The organism is Hydrogenophaga sp., from assembly GCF_041633695.1.
In the GTDB taxonomy this organism is placed as follows: Bacteria; Pseudomonadota; Gammaproteobacteria; order Burkholderiales; family Burkholderiaceae_C; genus Hydrogenophaga.
Map to the genome: position 1 here is coordinate 1 of NZ_JBFJMY010000242.1, position 6,415 is coordinate 6,415.

Sequence of the window (6,415 nt, forward strand, 5' to 3'; positions counted from 1 at the left end):
ACCGCGTCTACGGCGAAGCGCACGCCCAGCGGCTCTCGTTCATCCGCCATTGCCGCGGGCTCGACATGACGCTGGACGAAATCCGCGTGCTGCTGCATTTCAAAGACGCACCTTCGCAAGACTGCGGCGAGGTGAATGCGCTGCTCGACGAACACATCGGCCACGTGGCGCACCGCATCCGCGAACTGCGCGCCCTGGAAAAGCAGCTCCGGCAACTGCGCGAAACCTGCCGGGTTTCGCAAGACGCCGGGCACTGCGGCATCTTGAACCAGCTCAGCGAAGGGGCGCTGCAGCCCGCGCCTGCACCCAACGCCTCGGGCCATGTACACGGCACACATGGGCGTGCACCCGCACGCACCAGCCGCAAAACGGCGCGCTGAAAGCGCCAGCCGGATCGGCGCCTGGCCGAGCGTGAACGCCGCGCCCCTCCACGCGGAAAGCCGTGTTCTATGATCCCTGGAGCAAGACCGAAAGCGTGAGCACACCTTGGAGATACCGACCATGCAAACGGGTCACGACGAGCAAACGGCTCACCATTGGCATGCGTCGCACGCCGACGCCGCACTCGAAGGCACGCGCGGTTCGCCCCATGGCCTTTCGCAAGACGAAGCCCATGCCAGCCTGCAGGCCCACGGGCCCAACCGCCTGCCCGAACCCGCCCAGCGCAGCGCGCTGCTGCGCTTTCTCCTGCACTTTCACAACATCCTGATCTACGTGCTCCTGGGCTCGGCTGCGATCACGGCAGCGCTCGGTCATCTGGTCGACACCGCGGTCATTCTGGCCGTCGTTCTGGCCAACGCGGCGATCGGCTTCGCCCAGGAAGGCAAGGCCGAAAAAGCCATGGCCGCCATCCGCCGCATGCTGGCGCCGCGTGCATCGGTGTTGCGCGACGGCGAGCGCCGCACGGTCGATGGCGACGCCCTGGTGGTGGGCGATGTGGTGCTGCTGGAGGCCGGCGACAAGGTGCCCGCCGACCTGCGGCTGCTGCAAGCGCTCGGCCTGCAGATCCAGGAAGCGATCCTGACCGGGGAATCGGTCCCGGCCGACAAACACACCCGGCCGGTAACGGAAGGCGCGCCGCTGGGCGACCGGGCCTGCATGGCGTACAGCGGCACGCTCATCAGCAGCGGGGCCGGGCGCGGCATTGTGGTGGCCACAGGCGCGCGCACGGAGATCGGTCGCATCAGCGGCATGCTTTCCACCGTCGAGGTGCTCACCACCCCGCTGGTGCGGCAGATGAACGTCTTTGCGCGCTGGCTCACCGTGCTCATCTTGTTGATAGCGGCCCTGTTGCTGGTCTTTGACTACTTCGTCGGGCATTTCGACTTCTCCGAGATGTTCATGGCGGTGGTCGGACTGTCGGTGGCCGCCATTCCCGAAGGTCTGCCGGCGGTGCTGACGATCACGCTGGCGGTGGGCGTGCAAGCCATGGCACGGCGCAACGCCATCGTGCGCCACCTCCCCGCGATCGAGACCCTGGGCTCGGTATCGGTGATCTGCACCGACAAGACCGGCACACTGACCCGCAATGAAATGATGGCCGTGTCGGTCGTGACGGCGACGCAGCTGTTTTCGCTGGAGGGCGTGGGCTACGAGCCGAGTGGCCCGGTCCGGCTCGACGGCGCCGTGGTCAACGGCCGCGAACACGCGGTGCTGGACGAACTGAGCCGCTCGGCTGCGCTGTGCAACGACGCTTCGCTACAGGAACGCGAGGGCGTGTGGACGGTCGAGGGCGATCCGATGGAAGGCGCGCTGCTGGCACTCTCGGCCAAGATCGGCCTGGACACCCGGCAGGAAACGGCGGCTTGGACACGCACCGATGCGATTCCTTTTGATGCCAAGCACCGGTTCATGGCGATCCTGACCCACGACCACAAGCAGCACGCCTGCATCTTCGCCAAGGGTGCGCCGGAACAGATGCTGGCGATGTGCGCCACCCAGCGCAGCGCCGCAAACGGCACCGAGCCCCTCGATCCGGATTTCTGGCACGACCAGGCGGCCCAGATTGCCGCCCAAGGCCAGCGCGTGCTCGCCTTCGCCACGCGACCCGTGCCGACCGAACACATGGCGCTGTCGTTTTCCGACCTCGAAGGGCAGTTGACCCTGATCGGTCTGGTGGGGCTGATCGATCCGCCTCGTGCCGAGGCCACCGCCGCCGTGGCCGAGTGCCGGGGCGCGGGCATCCGCGTGAAGATGATCACCGGCGACCACAAGGGCACGGCCGCTGCCATCGGCCAACAAATCGGCCTGCAAAACGCCGACAGCGTCTTGACCGGTGCGGACCTGGATCGCATGGACGACGTGGCGCTGGCCGCAGCGGTGCTGGAGACCGACATCTTTGCCCGCACCAGCCCCGAACACAAGCTCAGGCTGGTGATGGCGCTGCAGTCGCACGGCATGACGGTGGCCATGACCGGCGACGGCGTGAACGACGCGCCAGCGCTCAAACGCGCCGACGCCGGCATTGCCATGGGCTTGAAGGGCAGCGAGGCGGCCAAAGAGGCCGCAGAGCTGGTGCTGGCCGACGACAACTTCGCCTCCATCGTCGCCGCCGTGCGCGAAGGCCGAACGGTCTACGACAACATCAAGAAGGTCATCAGCTGGACCCTGCCGACCAATGCAGGCGAGGCCATGACGATCGTCGTCGCGCTGCTGCTGGGCCTGGCCTTGCCGGTGACACCGATCCAGATACTCTGGGTCAATCTGATCACGGCCATCACGCTGGGCATCGCTCTGGCCTTCGAGCCCACCGAGGCGGGCACCATGCGCCGCGCACCACGCCGCCGAAACGAGCCCTTGCTGACCGGCCAGCTGGTTTGGCACATCGTGCTGGTGTCGCTGCTGTTCCTGGGCGGGGTGTACGGGATGTTCGCCTACGCCATCGACCGGGGTTACTCCATGGAGCTGGCACGCACCATGACGCTCAACACGCTGGTGGTCATGGAGATTTTTCACCTGTTCTTCATCCGCAACATCTACGGCACCTCGCTGACCTGGCAGGCCGTGCGCGGCACACAGGTGGTGTGGGCCACGGTGCTGGCCGTGGTGCTGGCCCAGTTCGCCATCACCTACCTGCCGGTGCTGCAGCGCATCTTTGCGACCGAGGCGGTGCCCCTGCTCGACGGCATGCTCATCGTCGGCGTCGGGGTCGCGCTGTTCGCCCTGCTCGAGAGCGAAAAACAGCTGCGGCTGGTGCTCGCGCGCCGGACGGTGGAAGAAGGCTGAGGCCGCCGCCAGAGACTGGATCTGGCTTCAAGGCAACCGCTGCGCAACCCGATCAGACCGAAGGAGACAAACGCATGACCCATTTGAAAAACATACTGGCCGCGACCGACCTTTCGAGCCCGTCGCGCCAGGCCGCCGACCGCGCCGCCAGGCTGGCGCACACCGCGCGCGCCCGGCTGCGCCTGGTGCACGCGCTCAGCGCCGGCACGTTGGCCCGGTTGCAGCCCATGCTGGGCCTGGGCAGCGCGCTCGAACAAACCCTGGTTGAGCAGACCGGGCAGGCGCTGGCGGAGATGGCCACCGAACTCGGCGCGGCGCGCGGTGCCACCGTCGAGACGGCCCTGGTGCAAGGGGCGGTGCTGGACGAGATCGCACGGCAGGCCGAGGACATGGATGCCGACCTGGTGGTGCTCGGCGCGCGCGGCGCCGGTTTCATGCGCCACCTCTTGCTGGGCGCGACGTCCGAGCGCTTGTTGTGCCTGACCACGCGCCCGATGCTGGTGGTCAAGCAGCGCGCCCACGAGGCGTACCGCAGGGTACTGGTGCCGGTGGATTTTTCGCCCTGGTCCGCGTCCTTGATCGATCTGGCCCGCCGCGTCGCGCCAGGCGCCCACCTGGTGCTGCTGGCGGCTTACGACGTGCCCTTTGAGGGCAAGTTGCGGTTCGCCGGCGTGGAAGACACCGCGATCGAGCAGTACCGTGTGCAAGCCCAACACGCCGCCACGCAACAGCTGCAGGCACTGGCGGGCAGCGCCAACCTGCAGCCCGAAGACTGGACACCGTGCGTGGTGCGCGGCGAACCCTCGCTGGCCATCGTCGAACAGGAGCAGGAATGCGACTGCGACCTGATCGTCATCGGCAAACACGGCCAGAACATGGCCCAAGAGTTGTTGCTCGGCAGCGTGACCAAACATGTGCTGGCCGAATCCACCGGCGACGTGCTGGTGTCGACCGCCACACAGGCTTGACACCGCCCGCGCCCGGTGGCGGCGGGCTCAGGCACTGCGCCAGAAACGGCCCATCATGGGCTTGACGCTGATGCCGTGCAGCAGGATCGACAAGGTCACCACGATCAGCGTGATCTGCACTAGCTGCAAGGCCAGCGGTTCGGGCAAACCGTGCTGGATCGCGTACATCAGGTAATAGAGCGAGCCAATGCCCCGCACCCCGAACCAGCCGGTCATGCCCTTCATGCGCAGCGTGGTGCCCACCCCCAGCAGCGCCACCCACACACTGAGCGGGCGCGCGATCACGAACAGGAACAGCGCCACCGCCACCGCCTCCCAGCTCCAGGAGTTGAGAAACAAGGAGCCCCCCACCAGCAGCACCAGCACCACCTCGGACAGGCGCTCCAGATGTTCTTTGAACACCAGCGATCCCATGGAGACGGTGGGCACCACGGTGCCGGTGTCGGCACCGGCTTGGGCCACTTCGCCGGTCTGTAGCGCCGGCCGCTGCGGCTGTGGCTGCTCTGCCTTCGCCAGCCGCAACTCGGTCTGGCGCAGGGCGACCGCAGCGAAAAACACGGCGAGAAAACCCCAGGCGTCCACCAGCACCGACACGCCATAAACCACGCCGATCAAACCCAGCCCGAGAAAATCGTCCATCAAATCGTGTTCGTAAGGCGCGCGGCGCAGCATGGCGCTCAGGCGGGCCAGCGCAACACCCGCCAGCACCCCGATGGCGATGCCGCTCAGCGTGGCCCACAACACGTCCACCAACACCCAGCGCAGGCCCCAGTCGCCCAGGCCATGCAAACCCAGCAGACCCATGCCCAGCACCACGAACGGGAACGCACTGCCGTCGTTCATGCCGGCTTCGCAAGTCAGGTTGAAGCGCAGCAGATCGCGGTCACCGGGGTGGCGCACCTGCACATCGGTGGCCAGAACGGGGTCGGTCGGCGCGACGATGGCACCCAGCAAGACCCCCGCGCCCAGCGGCAGCCCCAGCACGAAATACGCAAAAGCGGCCACCATGCCCACCGTGAGCCCCATAGACACCGTGGCCAACAAAATGGGGCCGCGCCAGCGCGCCAGGGTGAACGGCACCGGCATCTTGACCCCGGCGGAAAACAGGGAAATCAAGACCGCCACCTCGGTCAGCACCTCCAGCAGGGCCGACTCCTTCAGCGGGTTGAAGTGGAACAGGTTGAGCACCGTGGGCCCACACAAAAATCCCACCGCCAGATAAATCATGGCCGAGGTCACGGCCGAGCGCTTGAGCAGCGAAGAGGTCAGCCCCATGGCGAGCAAGAGCCCGCCGATCAGCATGAACCATTGGGCGTTGGTCATAGGGTGTTCTTGAAGGGGTTGGGGGTTCGGGGCTGGGCGCACAAGCGCAGCACCCGAAAAGAACCACGAGCATAGACCCGGCAGCGTGGGCCGCGTGTAGGAGCAAGCCGACACTTGGCGCAGGAGGCGGGCGCGGTGGCGTGGTGCGGCGACCCGGTGTCTGGAGCGCAAGGGCTTGTTCGCCCCCTACCCCCCAGTCGGTTCAAGCGGAGTGGATGCCAAAACCGGGCGACCGGCGCAGTATCGTGCGGCCTCGCCGTCGGCCTGCGCGCAAAGGCTCCGCATCAACAGCCATCGTTTTTCTCAGGCTTCAGGACTTCCGAAAGGCGATGAACGACTTCTGCTTCAGCCATGCCTTCGCTGGCGCCCTCGCGAAAGACCGCACAACTCGCGGTGTTCGCGCCGTCGGCACAGTGGTAGACGGCGACAACACTGCCCGGTCCAACGCCGGTGTGCCCGCACACGGTCACGCCCGTATCCACGGCCCCTTGCATCAAGCCGAGGGCATATCCCGGAGAGGTCCAGGAGCGCCCGGGAATCGGCCCACCGAGTGCGCGTGCCGTTTGCATCGCTTGTAGCAGCGCTTCAGGCAGAAGTTGCCCAGCCAGTAGCCGGTCCAGAAAAAGAGCAGCGGCTGATAGCGGCCCGACCAGCAAGCCGTGATAAACCCATCCAGGGTCGTATGCGGACGCGGCCCCACGGCACACGCCGACCAGGTCGGTGCGCGCCTTGGCGAGACGAACCGCCGACAAACCGAGTGGCGCCAGGACCTGCTGCACCAGCGCGTCTTCGAGCGCGAGGCCCGTCACCCGTTCGATAAGCCGCCCCACATACAGGTAGCCGACGTTCGAATACCGCCAACCGGCTCCTGGGGCGTAGCGCAGCCGCGTGGCCTCGAT

General features: G+C 66.8%; 5 protein-coding genes. 3 read left to right on the forward strand and 2 right to left on the reverse strand.

The window, feature by feature from the left end; all coding sequences use genetic code 11:
* From ABYB95_RS14685 to ABYB95_RS14695, 3 genes are all read left to right on the forward strand, one after another.
* Window positions 1–380 (forward strand): MerR family DNA-binding protein (locus tag ABYB95_RS14685; RefSeq protein ID WP_372659315.1); only part of this gene is annotated, 380 nt, incomplete at its 5' end.
* Window positions 381–501: 121 nt separating this feature from the next.
* Window positions 502–3,225, forward strand: coding sequence for a cation-transporting P-type ATPase (locus tag ABYB95_RS14690; protein ID WP_372659316.1), 2,724 nt, complete (start codon window positions 502–504; stop codon window positions 3,223–3,225).
* Window positions 3,226–3,299: 74 nt separating this feature from the next.
* A complete protein-coding gene (locus ABYB95_RS14695) occupies window positions 3,300–4,193 on the forward strand; it encodes a universal stress protein (protein ID WP_372659317.1) in 894 nt (297 codons plus the stop codon).
* Window positions 4,194–4,220: 27 nt separating this feature from the next.
* Here ABYB95_RS14695 and ABYB95_RS14700 read toward each other — a convergent pair whose 3' ends face one another.
* Window positions 4,221–5,516 (reverse strand): cation:proton antiporter, encoded by a 1,296-nt coding sequence (locus ABYB95_RS14700; protein ID WP_372659318.1) that lies wholly within the window; start codon window positions 5,514–5,516, stop codon window positions 4,221–4,223.
* 284 nt (window positions 5,517–5,800) lie between these two features.
* The coding region (locus ABYB95_RS14705; protein WP_372659319.1) for a serine hydrolase domain-containing protein at window positions 5,801–6,415 on the reverse strand (615 nt) is incomplete at its 5' end.